Source organism: Granulicella sp. L46 (assembly GCF_009765785.1).
Classification (GTDB): domain Bacteria; phylum Acidobacteriota; class Terriglobia; order Terriglobales; family Acidobacteriaceae; genus Granulicella.
This window is the reverse complement of sequence record NZ_LMUT01000003.1, coordinates 93,310-111,682: the sequence shown is the minus strand read 5'-3', so window position 1 is coordinate 111,682 and position 18,373 is coordinate 93,310. Positions and strand designations below refer to the sequence as shown.

The 18,373-nt window shown below is 59.5% G+C and carries 18 protein-coding genes; 11 read left to right on the top strand and 7 right to left on the bottom strand.

Features of this window, described 5'->3' with window-relative positions:
* Positions 1-90: 90 nt before the first annotated feature.
* From ubiE to GSQ80_RS01400, 3 genes are all read right to left on the bottom strand, one after another.
* Positions 91-852, bottom strand: coding sequence for a bifunctional demethylmenaquinone methyltransferase/2-methoxy-6-polyprenyl-1,4-benzoquinol methylase UbiE (gene ubiE, locus GSQ80_RS01410; RefSeq protein ID WP_158785730.1), 762 nt, complete (start codon positions 850-852; stop codon positions 91-93).
* The gene (gene aroB / locus GSQ80_RS01405) at positions 849-1,979 is read right to left on the bottom strand and encodes a 3-dehydroquinate synthase (protein ID WP_158785729.1); all 1,131 of its coding nucleotides are present in this window, start codon (positions 1,977-1,979) and stop codon (positions 849-851) included. Before aroB ends, ubiE begins: the two co-directional genes overlap by 4 nt.
* Positions 1,980-2,147: 168 nt before the next feature.
* Entirely contained in the window at positions 2,148-3,056 is a 909-nt protein-coding gene (locus GSQ80_RS01400; protein ID WP_158785728.1) for a TerC/Alx family metal homeostasis membrane protein, read from the bottom strand.
* On the opposite strand from GSQ80_RS01400, the gene GSQ80_RS01395 reads away from it, so the two are divergent.
* Positions 3,055-3,276 carry a hypothetical protein gene (locus GSQ80_RS01395; RefSeq protein WP_158785727.1) on the top strand — a complete coding sequence of 74 codons (222 nt, stop codon included), beginning with the start codon at positions 3,055-3,057 and terminating at the stop codon, positions 3,274-3,276. The two genes, GSQ80_RS01400 and GSQ80_RS01395, sit on opposite strands and share 2 nt — an antisense overlap.
* Before the next feature lie 40 nt (positions 3,277-3,316).
* Here GSQ80_RS01395 and GSQ80_RS01390 read toward each other — a convergent pair whose 3' ends face one another.
* The 3 genes from GSQ80_RS01390 to GSQ80_RS23595 all read right to left on the bottom strand — a co-directional run bounded on the left by GSQ80_RS01390 (position 3,317) and on the right by GSQ80_RS23595 (position 5,784).
* Positions 3,317-4,234, bottom strand: a complete 918-nt coding sequence (locus GSQ80_RS01390) for a M28 family peptidase (RefSeq protein WP_158785726.1) — start codon at positions 4,232-4,234, stop codon at positions 3,317-3,319.
* Positions 4,235-4,403: 169 nt separating this feature from the next.
* The gene (gene tatC, locus GSQ80_RS01385) at positions 4,404-5,189 is read right to left on the bottom strand and encodes a twin-arginine translocase subunit TatC (RefSeq protein WP_158785725.1); all 786 of its coding nucleotides are present in this window, start codon (positions 5,187-5,189) and stop codon (positions 4,404-4,406) included.
* Positions 5,179-5,784, bottom strand: coding sequence for a twin-arginine translocase TatA/TatE family subunit (locus tag GSQ80_RS23595; protein ID WP_158785724.1), 606 nt, complete (start codon positions 5,782-5,784; stop codon positions 5,179-5,181). Before GSQ80_RS23595 ends, tatC begins: the two co-directional genes overlap by 11 nt.
* Positions 5,785-6,031: 247 nt before the next feature.
* Here GSQ80_RS23595 and GSQ80_RS01375 point away from each other — a divergent pair, with 247 nt between their 5' ends.
* From GSQ80_RS01375 to GSQ80_RS01365, 3 genes are all read left to right on the top strand, one after another.
* Positions 6,032-7,225: a beta-propeller fold lactonase family protein gene (locus tag GSQ80_RS01375; protein WP_158785723.1), complete on the top strand. Its 1,194-nt coding sequence runs from the start codon at positions 6,032-6,034 to the stop codon at positions 7,223-7,225.
* Between the two features lie 71 nt (positions 7,226-7,296).
* Positions 7,297-8,358: an energy transducer TonB gene (locus GSQ80_RS01370; protein ID WP_254059385.1), complete on the top strand. Its 1,062-nt coding sequence runs from the start codon at positions 7,297-7,299 to the stop codon at positions 8,356-8,358.
* Between the two features lie 150 nt (positions 8,359-8,508).
* Positions 8,509-9,708, top strand: a complete 1,200-nt coding sequence (locus GSQ80_RS01365) for an SH3 domain-containing protein (protein WP_158785722.1) — start codon at positions 8,509-8,511, stop codon at positions 9,706-9,708.
* 521 nt (positions 9,709-10,229) lie between these two features.
* On the opposite strand, the gene GSQ80_RS01360 is transcribed toward GSQ80_RS01365, so the two are convergent.
* The gene (locus GSQ80_RS01360; protein ID WP_254059384.1) at positions 10,230-11,387 is read right to left on the bottom strand and encodes a DegT/DnrJ/EryC1/StrS aminotransferase family protein; all 1,158 of its coding nucleotides are present in this window, start codon (positions 11,385-11,387) and stop codon (positions 10,230-10,232) included.
* A gap of 181 nt (positions 11,388-11,568) precedes the next feature.
* Between GSQ80_RS01360 and hfq the strand changes: the two genes are divergently transcribed.
* The 7 genes from hfq (at position 11,569) to GSQ80_RS01325 (ending at position 18,190) form a co-directional block, all read left to right on the top strand.
* Positions 11,569-11,871: an RNA chaperone Hfq gene (hfq, locus tag GSQ80_RS01355; protein ID WP_158785721.1), complete on the top strand. Its 303-nt coding sequence runs from the start codon at positions 11,569-11,571 to the stop codon at positions 11,869-11,871.
* Positions 11,872-11,921: 50 nt separating this feature from the next.
* Positions 11,922-13,406 (top strand): GTPase HflX, encoded by a 1,485-nt coding sequence (gene hflX / locus GSQ80_RS01350; protein ID WP_158785720.1) that lies wholly within the window; start codon positions 11,922-11,924, stop codon positions 13,404-13,406.
* Between the two features lie 366 nt (positions 13,407-13,772).
* The gene (locus tag GSQ80_RS01345; RefSeq protein WP_158785719.1) at positions 13,773-14,240 is read left to right on the top strand and encodes an ATP synthase F0 subunit B; all 468 of its coding nucleotides are present in this window, start codon (positions 13,773-13,775) and stop codon (positions 14,238-14,240) included.
* Positions 14,237-14,929, top strand: a complete 693-nt coding sequence (locus GSQ80_RS01340) for an ATP synthase F0 subunit B (protein ID WP_158785718.1) — start codon at positions 14,237-14,239, stop codon at positions 14,927-14,929. Before GSQ80_RS01345 ends, GSQ80_RS01340 begins: the two co-directional genes overlap by 4 nt.
* Complete coding sequence (gene atpH / locus GSQ80_RS01335) at positions 14,929-15,477, top strand: ATP synthase F1 subunit delta (protein WP_158785717.1); 549 nt, start codon at positions 14,929-14,931, stop codon at positions 15,475-15,477. The genes GSQ80_RS01340 and atpH overlap by 1 nt, the downstream gene beginning before the upstream one ends.
* Positions 15,478-15,523: 46 nt before the next feature.
* Positions 15,524-17,077 carry a F0F1 ATP synthase subunit alpha gene (atpA, locus tag GSQ80_RS01330; RefSeq protein WP_158785716.1) on the top strand — a complete coding sequence of 518 codons (1,554 nt, stop codon included), beginning with the start codon at positions 15,524-15,526 and terminating at the stop codon, positions 17,075-17,077.
* A 21-nt stretch (positions 17,078-17,098) separates the two neighbouring features.
* Positions 17,099-18,190 carry a F0F1 ATP synthase subunit gamma gene (locus GSQ80_RS01325; RefSeq protein WP_158785715.1) on the top strand — a complete coding sequence of 364 codons (1,092 nt, stop codon included), beginning with the start codon at positions 17,099-17,101 and terminating at the stop codon, positions 18,188-18,190.
* The last annotated feature ends 183 nt before the right edge of the window (positions 18,191-18,373 follow it).

Here is an 18,373-nt window from a genome sequence, read left to right as displayed (position 1 = left end):
CGCCCAAGGATCCGGGCTTTAGCCCCTGGGACTACCTCCCTCTACCCGCCCCAAATCCAACAACGAAAACGGAGAACCATCAACCTCCCTTTACCCGGCCCGCTTCACTCCCCGATACAACCCCGCAGCCCGCAACAAATACCCATCCCAAGCCCCCTCCTCGAACCCAGCATTTTTCATCATCGCCAGCATCTGCGTAGGCCGCGGAAACCGTGCCACCGACTCCGGCAGATACCGATACGCCGCCCTCTTCCCCGAGATCATCCCACCCACCACCGGCAGCACATGCCGAAAATAAATCCCATATCCAAACCCGCGCAGCCCATCCGGCTGATTGCACTCCAGGATCCCAATCCGCCCCCCCGGCGCCAGCACCCGATAAATCTCCGCCAACCCCTCCGCATAATTCGTCAAATTCCGAAACCCAAACGCCGCCGTCACCAAATCAAAACTCTCGTCCGCATAAGGCAGATGCATCGCATCGCCCTTCACCCAAACCGCGTTCGCGCCGTCATACTTCACCCGAGCCCGCTCCAGCATCTCCCCAGAAAAATCCAGCCCGATCACCGGCTCCGCACTCAACGGCCGCTCCTTCAACAACGCCGCCGTCATATCGCCAGTCCCACAACAAATATCCAGCACCCGAGCATTCGGCCGCGCCAGCACTTCCCGAAAACTCCGAGCCGCCCGCCCCCACCACCGCCGATCCAACCCCATCGACAGCAGATGATTCAGCAAATCATAACTAGGCGCAATCGAATCAAAAATCTCCCGCACATGCTCCGCCGCCGCAGCCTCATCCGCCTCCCCCCCAGGCCGCGCCCCAGCATTCACCTCATCCACGACACTCACGCCCCCACCCCACGCGCCTCACCAACAATCGCGCTAGCCGCGACCATCAACTCCGCCTCACCAACATCCTTCACCACCACTGCATCCCCAATCCCCACCGGCAGCACAAACGACCGCGCCCCACTCCGATTCTTCTTATCCTTAGCCGTCAGCGCCACAAGTTCACTCGCCTCCGCAGTAAACCCACGCAGCGGCCCATACGCGCGAATCACGCGCTCCATCCGCTCCGCCTCCTCCGACGTCACGGTCCCGCGCCTCTTCGCAATCCCCACCGCCGCAACCATCCCCCAAGCAACCGCCTCGCCATGCAGCAACTGTTTATAACCAGTAGCGGCCTCGATCGCATGCCCAAGCGTATGCCCCAAATTCAGAATCATGCGCAGCCCACCCTCCCGCTCATCCGCGCTCACCACCTCGGCCTTCACCCGAACGCTGGCGGCCACAACGCGCGTCAGCGCCTCAGCATCGCCCGACAGCACCGCCGCACTCTCGCTCTCCAAAAATTCAAACAACCCACGGTCCCGAATAATCCCAGCCTTCACAGACTCCTGCAAGCCAGCCCGCAACTCCTCCGCCGGCAGCGTCCCCAGCGTCCGAATATCCGCATACACGGCCAGCGGATGATGAAACGCCCCCACCAGATTTTTCCCCGCCGCAAGATTCACACCCGTCTTCCCACCCAGCGAACTATCCACCTGGGCAAGCGCAGTGGTAGGCACGCCCACATACCGAATCCCGCGCATATACATCGCCGCCACAAACCCGGTCATATCGCCAATCACGCCGCCACCCAGCGCCACCAGCACAGAATCCCGATCCGCCCCAAGCCCCGCCAACTCCTCCGTCAACCTCTCCACCGTAGCCAGCCGTTTATGCTCCTCACCTGCCGGCACCATCAGCCGCGTAAGAGGAGCAGGGAATCCACCTTCCAACTTTCCACCCCACAGCCGATCAATCTCCGGCGACGTCACCACAAACGCCCGCTGCTTCCCAGCCTTCAGCCCACCACCGAGCAGCGCATCCAACCGCGCCCCCACCAACTCCACCAACCCCGCACCAATCTCCACCTCATACTCAGCCGAGGGAGTCCGAACACCAATCACCGTACGTGCATCCGCAGAAGTCATCGTCCTTCAGAATACCCCGCCAGCCTAGTTGTCAGTTATTAGTTGTCAGTTCTCAGTTCCCACCGTGTGCGACCGCGTCTCTAGTAAGCCCGAGCATCGAGACGCCCCCACTTTTCTCGCCGCATCTCCAGCTCTATCAACTAACAACTGAGAACGAACAACTGAGAACTAAACCACTGCCCGCCGCCCCACCACCATCGACACCCCCACCGTCACAGCCATCAACCCCGCAATCACGGCCAGCGAAACCCCCGGCCCAATCTCCACCCAATCCGCAAGCAGCATCTTCACGGCAGCAAACCCCAGCACGGCCGCGAGCCCATAATGCAGATATCGCAGCTTCGCCAACCCCGCGGCCAGCAGCACATACAACGACCGCAGCCCCATCACCGCCATAATGTTCGACGCGTACGCCAAAAACGGCTGCCGCGTAATACTCAACACCGCCGGAATGGAATCCACCGCAAACACCACATCGGTCAACTCCACCGCGACCAGCGCCAGCAGCATCACGGTAGCCATGCGCTGCCCATTCTCCACGACCAGAAAATGATCCTGATTCTCACTGATCGGATGCCACTTCGTCAGCCACTTCAGCCACCCCGGAGTACGCTCGGGCTTATCCTCGGTCGGCTCCGGCTTCAGCAACCGCACTGCCGCCACCAGCAGCAACGCTCCAAACACATACTCAACCCAATGAAAGTGATTCAGCAGCCCCACGCCGCCCGCAATAAACAGCCCGCGCAGCACAACCGCCCCCACCACCCCCCAGTACAACACCCGCGGCTGCTTTCCCGGCGGAATCCGAAACAGCCGGAACAGCAGCAGGAACACAAACAAATTATCCAGCGACATCGCCTGTTCAACCGCATAGCCCGCGAGGTACTGCGTCGCCCCGGTAGCGCCAAACGCTCGGCTCAGTAGCACCGCCAGCAACAGCGCCGCGCCCACCCACATCCCGATCGCCCACATCGCTTTGCGCCGGGCATTCGGCACCGCGAGGTGCACCAAATACTCCACCCCCAGCAGGGCGACCAGCGCGACATGAAAGGTAATCCAATACGAGAGCGGAGTCATGAAGAGTCTCCTGAAAGCCTACACGCCCCGCGCCCGACCCCCAAGCGCTATTCAAATCACCCACAACTTCGTCATCCCGACCGAAGCGAAGCGCAGTGGAGAGATCCCTGCATTGGTTGTTGCTGTTGCTCTTGCCGTTGCAGCTGCTGTTGTCTTTGCTGTTGCCCTTGGCTTTCCCAGCTACCATCCCGCAGGAATCTGCTTCTGCCGCTGCCCTTAGCTAGAAGCGAAACCCCAACGCCCGCCGTCCGCGCAGGACCCTACCGCTGATCGATCAGCTTTACCAAATCCAAAAACATATCCGCCGCCACCTGCAGACTCGCCACACTCAGCTTATCCATCGTGTCCTGGTCCGTATGGTGAAACGCCTCAGGATCCGCCGCCGTCCCATACTGAAAATCAATCACATCCAGCGACGGCACACCCCGCTGCACAAACGGCAGATGATCATCCTGAATCGCCTGCGAGTCCTTGAACAAATACTTAGAGTGCCCCGTATCCCTCCCCGCCTTCGCCTCCAACTCCAACAGCCACGGCGTAGAGTTCGACTCCTTATCGATGTTCAACTGCTTCCACCCAATCATGTCCGCCAGCACAAACGCCTTGATGTGCCCGAGCGTCCCATCCCCCGACCACTTCGCCGCAATATGCCGCGTCCCATACAGAGAATCGGTATCCGTCCACTCCTTGTTAATCGACTCCTCGCCATCGGTAAACAGCAGCCACACCGAGTACCCCTGCGGCGGATGCTCGCGATAATACTGCCCCAGCGCAATCAGCAACGCCGTAGTACAAGCCCCATCATTCGCCCCGATAAAGTGAATATCCTTCAACCAATAATTCGTCTCGTAATGCGAAGCCAGAACAATAATCCCGTCCTTCTTCCCCGGAAACTTCACAATTAAGTTATGCATCGTCAACGGCCCAATCGGCGTTCGAGCCGTAAATTTGTCATCGACGAAATTCCCTTTCGCCACCTCCGGCTTGAATTGATCCTTGATAAACGCCTCAGCCGCCGCATGCCCCGGCGATCCGATATACCGTTTCGGCGCCGCATTTACATACGCCTGCGTAAGCCGCATCACCTCCGCCCCACTCACCCCACGCGTCTGCGCCCGCATCACCGGCGCAGTCGTTAGCGCCGTCCCAAACAACAGCGCGCAAAGAAAACGATTCATCTCAGCAACCTCGGCAGTACGATTCGTTTCGAACGGGCAGAAGCACAGTCCTGCAGCCTGTCATCCGTAATTATCTCGAAGGGGCACGACTTCAGTCGTGCCATAAACTCACCCAGCACAAAACGGCTTTAGCCGCTGAGGGGCTCTTTCAAGCTCAATCGCACCTCAATCATGCCGCCACAACGTCCTTCTTCTTCCGGTTCCGAGTAACAATCCACGCCACCCCCACCCCCACGAAATAAAGCACCAGCATCGGCGACGCGAACAAGCACATCCCCACCGGGCTAGGATCCGGGCAAATCACCGCAGCCAGCAGAAAGATCGCCATCACCGCATACCGAAAATTCTTCAGCAGGAACTTCGCATCCACAATCCCAAACAGTGCCAGGAAGAAAATCACAATCGGCATCTCAAACGTAATGCCCAACCCGAGAATCACGGCCAGAAAGAATCCCGTGTAATCGTCAATCGTGATCATGTGCGTAAAGTTCTTGCCGAAATCCTGGATCAGAAACACCATCGCGCCCGGCAGCACATACCGATACCCAAACCACGTTCCCGCCAGAAACAGCCCCACCGTAGCCGTCATAAACGGCCAAACATACTTCTTCTCGTTCTGATACATCCCCGGCGAAATAAACAGCCACACCTGATAAAGAATGAACGGCGAGGCAATAATCGCGCCGCACACCAGCGACGTCTTAATAAAGAAATTGATCGCATCCGTAGGATGCGTCATCGTCATCTTCAGCCCGATATCCACCAGCGGCTTCTGGATATACCCCACCAGCCGATTCCGAAAAATCCAGGCCACCACGAACCCGGCCGCCAAATATCCGAAGATCCAGAACAGCCGATTCCTCAGCTCTTCCAGGTGCTCCATCAAACTCATCCCCGGCAGCTCCGCCCGTTCATGCACCGCGCTCCGTGCGCGATCTACCAGATCAGTTGCCATGAACTGTAGTCTCCGTCGACTCCGCTGAGGACGTCTCATCTGCAGCCGTCTCCGCCGCAGGAATCGCATCCAGCAACCCCTTCAGCGCACTATTCCGTGGCCCCCCATTCGCCGCCGCCGCCGGCAACCCCGTAGCCGGCGGCATAATCTTCAACTCCCCCGACACCGCAATCGGCAGCACCGTCTTCACCCCATCCACCACCTCATATTCCGTCCCAACCCCCGCGTCCCCCACCCCAAATCCGGGTGCCCCAGGTCCCGCTTCTGGGACCTGGGTTTCCACTGAACCCTCCGCGGCCTCTCCAGTCTCCACCTCCGCCACCGTCATATCCGACACCTTCACCTCATCCGCCACCGGCTCCGTAATCGCAGGCGCCACAGGCGCCGCCGCCTCCATCGCGGCAATTTGCTTATTCCGTTCCGCCTGCTCACTCAGCCGCAGCTCATCTTCCATCTGCATCTTGAACTCATTGCTAGCCCGCCGAAACTCCCCCACCCACTTACCCAGCTCACGCGCGAGCACCGGCAACCGCTTCGGCCCAAACAGCAGCAGCGCCAACACAAACAGAAAAATGCTGTCAGGAAAACTCGGCATACAGACTCAGATGATACGGCCTAGCCCTCGCAGTTGAAAGCCGCCCTCCCTTCATGAGACGTTCCACCGCTCCCCCCGGATTGCCAAACACTTCCATCCCGCCCGCCATAACAATTCTTCCGCACCCAGCGAAACCCTTCCCCCTCCCATCCGTCCTAAGCTTCAGCACTCCAACAGGGTGCACCTGATCCAATGAACTACTATCAGAGGGCAAACCCACTGCCCGATGGCTATGGAGAGTCCGACTGTGCCTGCCCCCCGCCGTTCTATCTTCCGCCCGAACCCCGCGCACCTCTGCGCCCTCGCCCTGCTCTCGGCCATCACCCTCTTAAGCGGCTGCGGTAGCTTCTTTGTCTGCGAAGGCAAAACCAGCTGCCCCGCCGCCCCCTGTGTCCCATCCTCCACCGTCACCTGCCCAGCCACCGGTACCGACTTCGCCTACGTAGCCAACCCCTCCGCCTCCGCCAACAACGTCAACGGCTACAACCTCGACAACGGTAACCTGACCACCAACGCCACCAGTGCGCCCTTTTCCTTCGGCTACCAACCCATCGCCATGGCCGTCACCCCTGCCAACACCTTCCTCTACACCGCCAGCAACCCCGGCATCTCCACCGGCTATCTCTACGGCTACTCCATCGAGACCGGCGGAGCTCTCAACATCCTCTCCAGCGGCATGCCTCTCATCACCGAAAGCGCCGTCTCTCTCGCCGTCTCGCCCGACGGCCAATGGCTCTTCGTCCTCGACGCCAACAGCCTCACCCTCTCGGAATACTCCATCAACACCTCCACCGGCGCTCTCACCTTCAACACCACCGGCGCCATCACACCCGGTGCCGGCACAACCGGCAACGCATCCCTCGACGTCACCGTCGCTCCCAGCGGCGATTACGTTGCCGTCGCCCTCGGCACCGGAGGCCTCCAGACCTTCACCTTAGACACCTCCACCGGCGCCCTCACTCCCCAGAACCCCGTCGCCCCCGCGACCACCCAAATCGGCATCTACGCGGTTGCCATCGACGCCAACAACTATCTCTACGCCGCAGCCACCAACGGCCTGGCCGTCTTTTCCGCCACCACCGCCGGAGTCCCCACAGCCCTCAAGACCTACACCGCCGGCAACGGCCCCCGCTCGGTCGCCGTCAACACCGCCTCCACCTTCGTCTACGTAGGCAACAAGACCGACAGCACCATCTCCGGATTCTCCATCGGCACCAACGCCGTCCTGACGGCCATCTCTGGCAGCCCCTTCACCGGCCCCACCTCCATCGGCGCGCTCGCCATCGACAACACCAGCGGCTACCTCATCACCTCCGGCTACAACACCTCCACCGGCATAGAGCTCTTCGCCATAGGCACCACCGGAGCGCTCACCTCGTCCGGCAGCGCCGGCAGCGGCACCAACGCCGCCGTAGTCAGCGCCATCGCCACCACCCACTAACCCCGCCCCAAGCGCTTCAGCATCCTCTGGCATTTCCGGACGCGGCTGGAAAATCCTGCTACGCTTGGGGCGTGAAAAAGTGCTCCTTCGTTGCTCTTGCCTTCGCCTTTGCCCCAATTCTTCTGGCGCAAAACGACACGGCCACTCCGCCCGCCGCCGATCCCGATGCGCTCCTCCGCGCGGCCGCCCCGTTTTATGACTACGCCTCACCAGACATGAAACCCTGGCACATTCGCTATCACTACCAGTCGTTCGACATCAGCGGCCAGCCGGATGGGGAGGGCATGTTCGACTACTGGCACTCTACGGAGAAAGGGAGCAAGGCTATGTGGACGCAGGGGGACCAGTCGAGCGTCGAATGGCGCACAGCCGCAAACAAGGTGCTGGAATTGCCGGGCAGGACGAGCATCCCAAGCATGCCGCATCGACTGTACTGGGTGATGACTCCAGGGTTTCTGACCATGAAGGATTCACCGTCCGACGGCCGGCAGCTCAAACACTTCACGACGAAGACGTCCACCACCGAGCTGGAATGTGTTGGATCGGTACGTACCGCAGCTCCGAACAATACCCCGCCTTCGTTCGGGGCGGTATGGCCAACGTACTGCTTCCTGAAAGCGCAGCCGGTGCTGACGGCGAGTCATGAAAATGGCAGTCTGATCAACGTCTATGGCAAGGTGCAGAAATTCCAAGACCATTATTTTCCGGGCGACATAGAGATTTTGTATGTCGGCAAGAAGCGCTTGGTCGCGACGCTGGAGGAGTCGAACCTGGTTGCGGCCGATGATGACGCGTTTACCCCGGCCGCCGACGCAAAGGAGCCTCCTCCACCTGTAGTCATCGTTGTGCCGAAGGGTGGTGGTATCCAGCTACCGTCGCTGATCCACAGAGTCGAACCCATCTTTCCTCAAAGTTATATCGCAATGAGGAAAGAAGGCACGGTGGTGCTTTCTGCGCTGATCGGCAAGGATGGCTCCGTCAAGGATGCCAAGATTGTTAGCAGCCCGGATGCTGCGCTATCCGCAGCGGCGCTGGATGCGGTGCGCCAGTGGAGATATGAGCCTGCCATGCTGAACGGGCAGCCGGCAGACCTGAATACGACGATCACCCTTAATTTCAAAGTGCCGCAATAATCCGGCCGGCGCCTCGTGTCGCCCACCCAATCCCAAATCCGAACCACCCACCCCGCCGTATCCGCGCATACACTAAAGCTCTGCCCACTTCGCGCTACTCTGGATGCAGCGACCATACATCGCAGCAACCTCCAAAGGCATCACCCAACCATGCAGCAAATTCCATCGAAGCGGTTGAACCGGTCCCTCGCGCGTGTCCTCGTAGCGATCGCCCTCACCTGCGCGCTCTCCGGCTGCTCCCACTTCCGCACCGCGCCCGCGGATAAGTACGTCTACGTCACCTCCAAGCAGACCTTCCTCCGCGACCGCGTCGCCGCTGTCTCCAACCGCACCGGCACCGCCACCAACGGCGAACAACTCGTCGTCCTCGACCACGCCCGCCGCTGGGTCAAAGTCCGCACCCCCAGCGGCGAAATCGGCTGGATTGAAGAACGCCTCACCGCCCCGCAAGACATCGCCGACAAATTCGACACTCTCCGCAAAGATCACGCCAAGGACCCCGTAGTCGCCACCGCCACCACCAGCGACGACGCGTACCTCCACGTCACCCCCGGCCGCCTCACCGACAAGCTCTACCTGCTCACCCCGAACGGAACCCTCAGCCTCCTCCAGCGCGCCTCCGTAACCAAGCCCGTCACTCCCGGAGCCCAGCCTGCGCAATCCGATCCCAACGCCCCGCCTGCAGGCCCCGTCTATGAAGACTGGTGGCTCGTCCGCGATGCGAAAGGTCAAACCGGCTGGGTCTTCAGCCGCCTCCTCGAGGTCTCCGCCCCCGACTCCCTCCTTCGCTACGCCGAAGGCCAGCGCATCGTCGGCGCTTACATCCTCACCCATGTCGACGACCCCGACTCCGGCATCCTCGACAACGGCAACACCATCACCTCCATCCCCGTCTACGTCACCGTCCTCTCCCCCTACAAAGCCGGCCTCCCCTACGACTTCAACCAGATCCGCGTCTTCACCTGGAACACCAAAAAGCACCGCTACGAGACCGGCTTCGCCGAACGCAACATCGTCGGCTACCTGCCCGTGAAGCTAGGCGCCACCAAGGACCCCTACGGCAAGGGACCCTTAGCCGCCCTCGAGCTCCCCACCTTCACCTACCGCGTCCTGGCCGCCGACCAGCCCATCCCCGCACCCGACCCCACCACTGGCCTCATCAAGCCCGGCCGCACCATCGCCAAGACCTACCGCCTGGAAGGCAACATCTGCCGCCGCATCCTCCCCCCCGGCACCCAGCCCGAGCCCGAAGCCCACCCCGAAGCCGAACCGGCAAAGCCCGGCTCCAAAGCCGCCAAGAAAGCCGCCCGCAAGGCTGCCAAGCCAGCCCCCAAGCACCCCAAACCCTAGCGAATCGCGTCCGTTCTCTTCTGCCGATAATCTCGTCATCTCGACCGGAGCATCACGCCTTTGTCTTTGTGATGCGGAGTGGAGAGACCCCCGCATTGGCCTTTGCCGTTGCCCTTGCTTTTCCGGCTGTCATCCCCTCCGGGAATCTGCTGTTGCCTTCGTTCTTGCCCTTGCTTTTCTTTCTGTCATTCCCTCCGGGAATCTGCTTCTTCTTTCGCTTTTGCCGTTGCCCCTGTCTTTGCCTCTGAGATAGGTCCGGGCTTTAGCCCGGACAATCGCAACACCCAACCAAAGGGCTTTAGCCCCTGGGAGACCGTTGCCATTGCTCAATAAGAAGCCTTCCCAAACGACCGCAAAGAACGCTCCCACCCGACAATTGGGTCATTTGACCCATCTATCTGCAAGCTAGGTCAGCCGATCCCCAAATAACCAGGCTGAACCCCCCGATTTGCGTCCCGAAACCCACCTAAAGCACTCGATTTGGAGCCCGAAATTTACGAAAAATGGGCCAAATCCCCCATCTAAGCGTAAAACCGCCGAATCGCTTCCACCACGCTCTCCAACTCCTCCACCCGCAATTCCGGATAAATCGGCAGCGCCAAAACCTCCTCAGCAGCCTTCTCACTAACCGGGAAATCGCCCTTCTTATACCCCAGAAACTTCAAGCTCTCCTGCAAGCTAAGTACCAGAGGGTAATACACTTCCGACCCAATCGAATGCGCCGTCAGGTACTCCCGCAGCGCATCCCGCTTCGGCGCCCGAATCACATACTGGTGAAACACATGTTCCGCCCGAGGATCGGTGAAGGGAAGCACGACCCCCTCGGCTGTAGTCTTTCCCACCAACCCAGCAGCCGTAAACCGCTCATTATAAAGGGAAGCCAGCTCCCGCCGCCGCCGATTCCCAGCCTCCACCCGCTGCAACTTCACCTCCAAAACCGCCGCCTGCAGCGTATCCAGCCGCGAGTTCCACCCCACCTCATCGTGGTAATACCGTCGCCGCATCCCATGTTGTCTCAACATCTTAGCCCGCTCGGCAACAACCTCATCGCGAGTAGAAACCATCCCAGCGTCCCCAAACGCAGCCAGATTCTTAGTCGGATAGAAGCTAAACGCCGCAGCATCCCCCAACCCCCCAGCCTTCACCCCCTCCCAGGAAGCCCCAAACGCCTGCGCCGCATCCTCCACCACCTTCAATCCCCGCTCCCTCGCGAGCGCCGTAAGCGCAGTAATATCAGCACATTGCCCGTACAGATGCACCGGCATAATCCCCACAACATCGGCCCCCAAAACCTTCTCCACAGCCCCCGCCGAAAGGTTGAAAGTCCTCTCGTCAATATCCGCCAAAACCGGCCAAGCGCCGACTCTCAAAATCGAACTCACCGTAGCAAAAAAGCTAAACGGTGTAGTAACAACCGCATCCCCAGCCCCTATCTTCAATGCTGTCAACGCCAACCACAGCGCATCGGTCCCACTCGCACACCCCACCGCAAACGGAACCCCGCAAGCCTCAGCCGCCGCCGCCTCAAACCGAGCAACCTCCGGCCCCAGAATGAACCGCTGCGACTCACAAACCCCAGCAATCGCGGCCAGCACTTCTTCGCGAATTTCCGCAAATTCGCGGCTAAAATCCAGCATCGGAACAGCGAGCAGTTTTGGGTGAGTATCCGTCTCAATCATCTCTATCATCGTAATCTTTCAAGACCTTCCCCGCCCAATCCGTGTTCCAACCCCTTGTCCTGAAGCATCGAAGGCGATAGTGTGAAGGGTGCATGTCTGCTTTGCTGCAAGGTTCGACCGCGAGTCTTTGGCGCGGAATGTCAAAAAATGGTTGAGTGAAATGATAAGAGGAGATCGGCCCATGGATTCCAAGCCGGCACAGAATATTCAGGATACGTTCCTGAATACGGTCCGCAAAGACAAGAGCCCCATTACCATCTACCTCGTCAGCGGTGTAAAGCTGACAGGAAAGATTCGTTCCTTTGATAAATATTCTGTTCTGCTCGAAAACAACGCGCAGGAACAATTGATCTTCAAGCATGCAATCTCCACGGTGGTCAGCGGTCGCCCCTCCGGCTTTGGCGAAACGCGTAGCGAGACTCGTCCTGTCGCGACAACCCACGCCGAGACTCCTCAGCCAGCCACGGGAGCAGCCAATAGCTAGCCGATCCGCCGCCTTCAGGCGATGTCTGCTCGCGAGAGTTACAAGGCAACGTGCCCAATAAGCCAGCATCCAAGGCAAGAGCGAATCGCGAAGCCGTTGAGCGGGATCTCCTGCGCTCGCGGCAGCGAACTTCGCGTGAAAGCGCCGTTCTGGTTGCTGTCGAGTTCACCTCTGATCGCTTTCGCCCCTCGAGCGTAGCGCAGCAGGCCCGCGCTGCAGCAGCTATTTCCGAGCGTGATCCGTCCTCTGCCAATCACCTCGACGATATTCCGGAAACTCCAACGCCCGCAGCTGAGCCTCCAGTCGATCTGGACTTCGATGCCTCGCTAGCCGAGTTTCAGGAGCTAGCCAGGTCTGCCGGCGCAACCATCGCAGCAGTCTTGATCCAGCGTCGCGGCCGGCCCGATCCCGCCACCCTGGTAGGCGGAGGAAAGCTCGATGAAATCATCGCCACCGTTGCGTCGACCGGCGCAAGTCTGGTCCTCTTCGATCACGATCTGACGCCGTCCCAGGCTCGCAACGTTGAAGCGCGATTGCCTTGCACGGTCATCGATCGCACCCAACTCATTCTCGACATCTTTGCCCGCCACGCTCGCACGCGGGAAGGGCAGTTGCAGGTGGAGTTGGCACAGCTTGAATATCAACTGCCTCGATTAGCCGGTCGCGGCAAGACTATGTCCCAGACCGGCGGCGGCATTGGAACCCGCGGTCCCGGCGAAACCCAACTCGAGACCGATCGCCGCAAAATCAATGGCCGCCTCGATCGCATCAAGCAGCAACTCGAAGCCGTCCGGCGCATTAGGCGTCAACAGCGCGGCAGGCGCGAGGCCGTCCCTGTGCCCACTGTAGCCTTGGTTGGATACACCAATGCCGGCAAATCCACCTTGTTCAACTCCTTGACCGGCGGAGAGGTCCTTGCCTCCGAGCGAATGTTCGCCACGCTCGACCCCAAACTGCGTCAGTTGACCCTTCCTTCGCGACGCAAAGTGCTGCTTTCAGACACCGTTGGATTCATCCGAAACCTCCCCCACGCTCTTGTGACCAGCTTTCGCGCCACGCTTGAAGAGGTCGAACGCGCCGAACTCCTCCTGCACGTGCGCGACGCAGCCAGCCCCACGCTCGATGAACAGCGAGCCCAGGTGGAGGCCGTCCTGACAGAGTTGGGCGTGATGGACAAACCCACGCTGCAAGTCTTGAATAAGATCGATTTGCTGCCCGCTGGTTCAGATATTCAGCCAGGCTCCCAAGGGAAGGGAACGATCGCCGTTTCTGCCCTCACGGGCGATGGTTTGGAAGATCTACTGCATGCTATTGACGCAGCATTGACAGCCGATCCACTCGAATCGGTTGAATTTCGCATTCCGCAGGCTGAGGGCCGAGTTCTTGCCGCCTTGGAGCGCGGAGCAACCATTACCGGACAACGATTCGAGGGGAATCTAGTCTATCTTCACGCCATCGGGCCGAGCTCTCTGTTGGAGCGCTACAAGCGTTATCAGCACCGTCATGTGAAGCCACTCGAAGCTGTTCATGATTAGCCCCACAAACTAGTACAGGCCGCCTGATCGGGAGCGGAGGTGGTGTCCCGTTTCACGCGGCCTGCATGACCCGGAATGGGTCTCAGGGTGGTAAGAAATATCCTACTCCCGACACGCACAATGGAAGAAGAAAATAATGAGAAATCGAGCGAGAAAAGCGATTATCGTGTCTGTCCGAAGAATCTTCCAGAATTGCATCCATAACGCGCTCATTCTTTGACTTCCAACTCCCAGCTTTGCTACAAATAAAGGGAGCGAATTGAAAAAATAGAAATGCTTGAGCGGTGCTCGGCAGTAGACAACAGGGCTTGAATTGCTCCTGGAAGCGACGAGCCTTTACCCCCTCCTGAAGAACCCTAGAATCTCATGGAAATTTTGCATCAACTTGGTGGTCTAGTGCTCGGCTCTGTGCCGACCATGGTCTTTTTTCTTCTGCTGGTGGCGGCGTACGGACCCTTGGTGCGCAAACCTCTCGACAAGACCCTGGCGGAGCGTCGCGCACGGACCACGGGCGCCGTCGAAAGAGCACGCGACGCAATTTCCGCGGCCGAGGCCGAAGCCACCGTGTACGAGGAAAAGTTGCGAGCTGCACGTAGCGAGATGATGGCTGCGCGCGAGCGTAAAGTGCAGCAATGGCAGGCTGAGCGGGATCAAGCCGTGAAGAGCGCACGCGATGCTGCTCAGGCTCGCGTGAATGCAGCGCGGCAGGAGATCGAGGGGATGTCCGCCGGAGCGCGTAAGCAGATCGAGGAGTCGACCGCGCAGCTCAGCGAGCAGATTTTACGTGCCGTACTTCCGGCCGGAACCAAACTCTCGGAGGCGCGCCCTTCATGATCTCTCGCCGGTTCATCATGCTGCCCCGTTTCCTTGTCCTCACGTTCGGGCTGTTCCTTGCTCTGTCGATTGTTCAACCAATTCTTGCGCAAACCTCCGCCGCGCCCGCGTCGACTCCAGCGAATGGACATCAGACAGTCCTGAGCGAGACCGACCAGTACCGGATGTCCGCGCCAGTGGTAAAGCTCGGCGCTCTGCTGGGCATGAAGCCTGAGACGGCCGCCAACGTTTTCACGATCTTCAACATTGTCCTTCTGTTTGGCGGCATTGGATATGGGTTGTTCAAGGTTCTTCCCAAGGCCTTCCGCAACCGCAGCACGGCAATCCAGAAGCATCTGGTGGACGCGCGCACCGCGACCGAAGAGGCCACTGCGAGACTCAGTTCCGTAGAGGATCGGCTTGCCAAGCTGGACGATCAGATCGCTGCGATGCGGGCTCAGGCCGAGGCAGATTCCGCACGCGATGAGCAGCGAATCCTGGCCAGCGTGGAAGACGAGAAGAACAAGATTCTCGCCGCTGCGGATGCAGAGATTCAAAGCGCGACCACTCTTGCACGCCGCGAGATTCAGAAGTATGCCGCAGAGCTGGCCATCGAGCAAGCAGCCCGCAAACTCGTCGTCACCGCGGAGACGGACCGCTTACTCGTTGAGAGTTTTGCTCACAAGCTTGGCGAAGGGAGCAACAACTAATGGCTGCTGTTGATCTCCGCTATGCGCGTGCGTTGGCTGCTGTTATCTCTAACCAGAAGTTGGATGTGGTCGCCACGCAAGGGCAATTGAACGACTTTGCCGACACGCTGGAAGCCAGCGCGGAGTTGCGTGAGGTACTCGAGAATCCTTCGATTCCCGAGCCCCAGAAGCTCAAGGTGCTCGATGCCATTGCCGCGAAATCCGGCATGAGCAAGACGGTGCGGAATTTCATCGCGGTCATCGCCCATCATCAGCGCCTGCACGAGCTCCGCAGCATGGTAGCGGCGTACGACACCATTGCGGACGAAAACGCCAGCGTCGCCGAGGCTGAAATTGTCAGCGCTCTTCCGCTGGATGAGAAGAACCGCAAGCTTCTTGAGGAAAAAATCTCGACGATGACCGGTCAGCAGCACGTTCATGCTACCTACAGCGAAGATGCAACCTTGCTGGGCGGTGCTGTCGTCACCATAGGATCCACTGTTTATGATGGATCGATTCGCGCACAACTACAGCAACTCAAAGCTCGGCTGATTGCAGCCGGAGCGTAGACGCATACGCAACAAGATCTGAAGGACTCGAAGGAAAAGGAACACCATGGCAAAGATTCAGGCAAACGAGATCACCGAGCTGCTTCGCCAGCAGATTGAGAATTACGAGCAGCGCATCCAGGTGGATGAGATTGGAACGATCATCTCGCTGGGTGACGGTATCGCGCGCATTCATGGCCTCGACAAGGTTATGGCTGGCGAACTGATCGACTTCCCGCATGGCATCTCTGGCCTCGCCATGAACCTCGACGAAGACCAGGTTGGCTCGGTAATTCTCGGCGACTACAGCGAGCTCAAAGAGGGCGATCAGGTTAAGCGCACCGGCAAGATCATGTCCGTGCCCGTAGGCGAGGCGCTGATTGGTCGCGTGGTAAACGCGCTCGGCCAGCCCATCGACGACAAGGGACCGATCAACACGAATACCTTCCTTCCGGTTGAGCGGCTTGCTCCCGGTGTCATCTCACGTCAATCGGTTACCGAGCCCATGAACACGGGCATCAAGGCCATCGACACGATGATTCCGATCGGCCGCGGGCAGCGCGAGCTGCTCATCGGTGATCGCCAGACGGGTAAGACCGCAGTGGCGCTCGACACCATCATCAACTCCGCCAAAAACGATCTCATTTGCATCTACTGCGCCATCGGGCAGAAGCGTTCGTCGGTGGCTGCAGTTGTGCAGACGCTCGAAGAGTACGGGGCAATGGCGTACACGATTGTCGTCGCCGCAACGGCCTCCGAGCCTGCACCCATGCAGTACCTCGCTCCGTTCGCCGCGACTGCGATGGGCGAGTACTTCCGCGACAACGGCAAGCACGCGCTGATCATTTACGACGATCTCTCCAAGCACGCTGCCAGCTATCGCGAGATCTCGCTGCTGCTGCGCCGTCCGCCAGGCCGCGAAGCCTATCCCGGCGACGTGTTCTATCTCCACTCGCGTCTGCTCGAGCGTTCGGCCAAGATGTCCAAGGAGCTGGGCGGCGGTTCGCTGACCGCTCTGCCGATCATCGAGACACAGGCCGGCGACGTTTCGGCTTACATCCCGACCAACGTCATCTCGATCACCGATGGACAGATCTTCTTCGAAACCGACCTCTTCAACTCCGGTGTTCGTCCGGCTGTGAACGTCGGGCTCTCGGTTTCGCGCGTCGGATTTGCGGCCGCCATCAAGGCCACCAAACAAGTGGGCTCGACGCTCAAGCTCGACCTCGCGCAGTATCGCGAGCTGGCTGCCTTCGCGCAGTTCGGCTCGGACCTCGACAAGGTGACACAGAACCAGCTCAACCGCGGCGCCCGCTTGACCGAGCTCTTGAAGCAGCCACAGTTTGCACCGCTCACCGCAGCACAGCAGGTTGCGATTCTGTACGCGGGAACGCAAGGCCTGCTCGATAACGTCGAGGTCTCCGACCTCCGCGCCTTCGAGGATGGGTACTACCCATTCCTGGACTCTGCGCATCCGGACATTCTCGCGGACATCACCAAGAAGAAGGCGCTGGACGACGACATTCGCAAGCGCCTGACCGACGCGATCAATGAATACAAGCAGGACTTTCTGGCGAGCCTCAAGGAACGCAAGGAAGCCAAGACAACGGTAAACGCGTAACAGCGCACGGCATAAGGACGAATGGCAAACGTACTCGATCTACGGCGACGCATCCGCAGTGTGAAGAACACGCGGCAGATCACCAAGGCCATGAAGATGGTCTCGGCTGCAAAGCTGCGTCGCGCACAGGAACACGCGATGCAGGCGCGGCCCTATGCGCAGATGCTCGCAAATGTTCTGCAGTCGCTGGTGCGGCGCACCGATCTCTACAACGAACAGACGGGCGAGATCGTGCACCCGCTGCTGGTGGAACGCGAGGAGAAGAACGTCCTCGTGCTGGTGATCGCCGGAGACAAAGGCTTTGCTGGCGGGTTCAACTCGAACATCGGCAAGGCGGCGCAGCGGTTCATCGACGAGCGCCGCGGGCTGGGCCAGAACATCGACCTCGAGCCCATTGGCAAGAAGGCGATTGGCCTGTTCAAGAAGCGCTTTCCGATGGCGGTCTACGAGCACAAGGAAGAGCTCTACGACAATGATCTTTCCAAGCACATCGAAGATATCCGGCATCGTGCAGCGCCCATCGAAGTCGCGTCCGAACATCCCACGCTGTTGTTGAAGACCAGCTTTTCGGAAGTCACAGCCGTAGCGAACTCCATCATCACGCGCTACGAGCGGGCAGAGATTGATTCGGTTTACATCGTCTTCAACGAGTTCAAGTCCGTGATCTCGCAGCGCGTTGTTGTCGAGAAGTTGCTACCCATCCGCAAACTTGGATCCCAGCAGGTCACGGTCCTCGAAGAGATGACCGAGGAGCAGAGAGAAGCCGCTGGTAAGGCTGCTCAGGAATCAGGCATCTCGATCAACGAGCCCGAAGAGACCGCGTATGAGCAGGAGGCCAAGAAGTTTGGCACTGCCGACGTGGATTACATCTTTGACCAATCTCCAGAGCGGCTGTTTCGCCACTTGATGCCGCGCTACATTACAACCCAGATCTTCCATGCGCTGTTGGAGTCGATCGCAGCAGAGCACGCAGCGCGCATGACCGCGACCGATGCGGCGACCAAGAATGCAGGAGAGCTGATCGACAAGCTCTCGCTCACCATGAACCGCTTGCGTCAAGCAGCGATCACTAAAGAGATTATTGAAATCGTTAGCGGAGCGGCTGCACTGTAAGCGCAAACGCGATCGTACGAAAGAGACTTATGGCAGAGACACAGAACATTGGCAAAGTAGTGAGCATCAGCGGTCCGGCCGTTGACATTCAATTCGAAGAGGCGCACATGCCTCCCATCTTCCAGGCGTTGCGCATCGTCAGCGAGGGCTTCGACGTGCCGACGCCGATGGACGTCGTCGTCG

What these genes read in the sequence shown, in the direction of transcription:
- aroB (WP_158785729.1), bottom strand. Translation starts at nt 1,979, where the DNA reads ATGACTTCTGCGGATGCACGTACGGTGATTGGTGTTCGGACTCCCTCG.
- GSQ80_RS01395 (WP_158785727.1), top strand. Translation starts at nt 3,055, where the DNA reads ATGAAGAGTCTCCTGAAAGCCTACACGCCCCGCGCCCGACCCCCAAGC.
- GSQ80_RS01400 (WP_158785728.1), bottom strand. Translation starts at nt 3,056, where the DNA reads ATGACTCCGCTCTCGTATTGGATTACCTTTCATGTCGCGCTGGTCGCC.
- GSQ80_RS01390 (WP_158785726.1), bottom strand. Translation starts at nt 4,234, where the DNA reads ATGAATCGTTTTCTTTGCGCGCTGTTGTTTGGGACGGCGCTAACGACT.
- tatC (WP_158785725.1), bottom strand. Translation starts at nt 5,189, where the DNA reads ATGGCAACTGATCTGGTAGATCGCGCACGGAGCGCGGTGCATGAACGG.
- GSQ80_RS23595 (WP_158785724.1), bottom strand. Translation starts at nt 5,784, where the DNA reads ATGCCGAGTTTTCCTGACAGCATTTTTCTGTTTGTGTTGGCGCTGCTG.
- GSQ80_RS01365 (WP_158785722.1), top strand. Translation starts at nt 8,509, where the DNA reads ATGCAGCAAATTCCATCGAAGCGGTTGAACCGGTCCCTCGCGCGTGTC.
- GSQ80_RS01360 (WP_254059384.1), bottom strand. Translation starts at nt 11,387, where the DNA reads ATGATTGAGACGGATACTCACCCAAAACTGCTCGCTGTTCCGATGCTG.
- hfq (WP_158785721.1), top strand. Translation starts at nt 11,569, where the DNA reads ATGGATTCCAAGCCGGCACAGAATATTCAGGATACGTTCCTGAATACG.
- GSQ80_RS01345 (WP_158785719.1), top strand. Translation starts at nt 13,773, where the DNA reads ATGGAAATTTTGCATCAACTTGGTGGTCTAGTGCTCGGCTCTGTGCCG.
- GSQ80_RS01340 (WP_158785718.1), top strand. Translation starts at nt 14,237, where the DNA reads ATGATCTCTCGCCGGTTCATCATGCTGCCCCGTTTCCTTGTCCTCACG.
- atpH (WP_158785717.1), top strand. Translation starts at nt 14,929, where the DNA reads ATGGCTGCTGTTGATCTCCGCTATGCGCGTGCGTTGGCTGCTGTTATC.
- atpA (WP_158785716.1), top strand. Translation starts at nt 15,524, where the DNA reads ATGGCAAAGATTCAGGCAAACGAGATCACCGAGCTGCTTCGCCAGCAG.
- GSQ80_RS01325 (WP_158785715.1), top strand. Translation starts at nt 17,099, where the DNA reads ATGGCAAACGTACTCGATCTACGGCGACGCATCCGCAGTGTGAAGAAC.